Source organism: Staphylococcus sp. HMSC063A07, assembly GCF_001836955.1.
Taxonomy (GTDB): domain Bacteria; phylum Bacillota; class Bacilli; order Staphylococcales; family Staphylococcaceae; genus Staphylococcus; species Staphylococcus lugdunensis.
Genome location: NZ_KV830925.1, coordinates 369 through 675, shown reverse-complemented (window position 1 = coordinate 675; position 307 = coordinate 369). Strand labels below are relative to the sequence as shown.

At 41.0% G+C, this 307-nt stretch carries 1 protein-coding gene; it reads left to right on the top strand.

Annotated features, from left to right (window positions below):
* On the top strand, positions 1 to 307 hold a 307-nt coding region (locus tag HMPREF2597_RS12920; protein ID WP_256337089.1), incomplete at both ends, for a Rib/alpha-like domain-containing protein.

Sequence of the window (307 nt, the reverse complement as noted above, 5' to 3'; positions counted from 1 at the left end):
TGTGCCAGTAACAGTGAAAGAACAACCAGATAAAGACAAATATGAACCAACTACTAAACCAATTACTAAATCATTTGGTACGCCAACGACAGCAGATGAAGTCCAAAAAGCAGTAACGGTACCAGGTTTCCCAAGCTCGAAAGGTACACCAGTAGTAACAGTAGATAATCCAAGCACATTGCCAAATGGTCAAACACCGGGCACATATACAGTGCCGGTAACAGTAACATATCCAGATGGTACAAAAGACCATACCAATGTTACTGTTAATGTTGGCGATCCAGATAGCGGAAAATATGAACCGAAA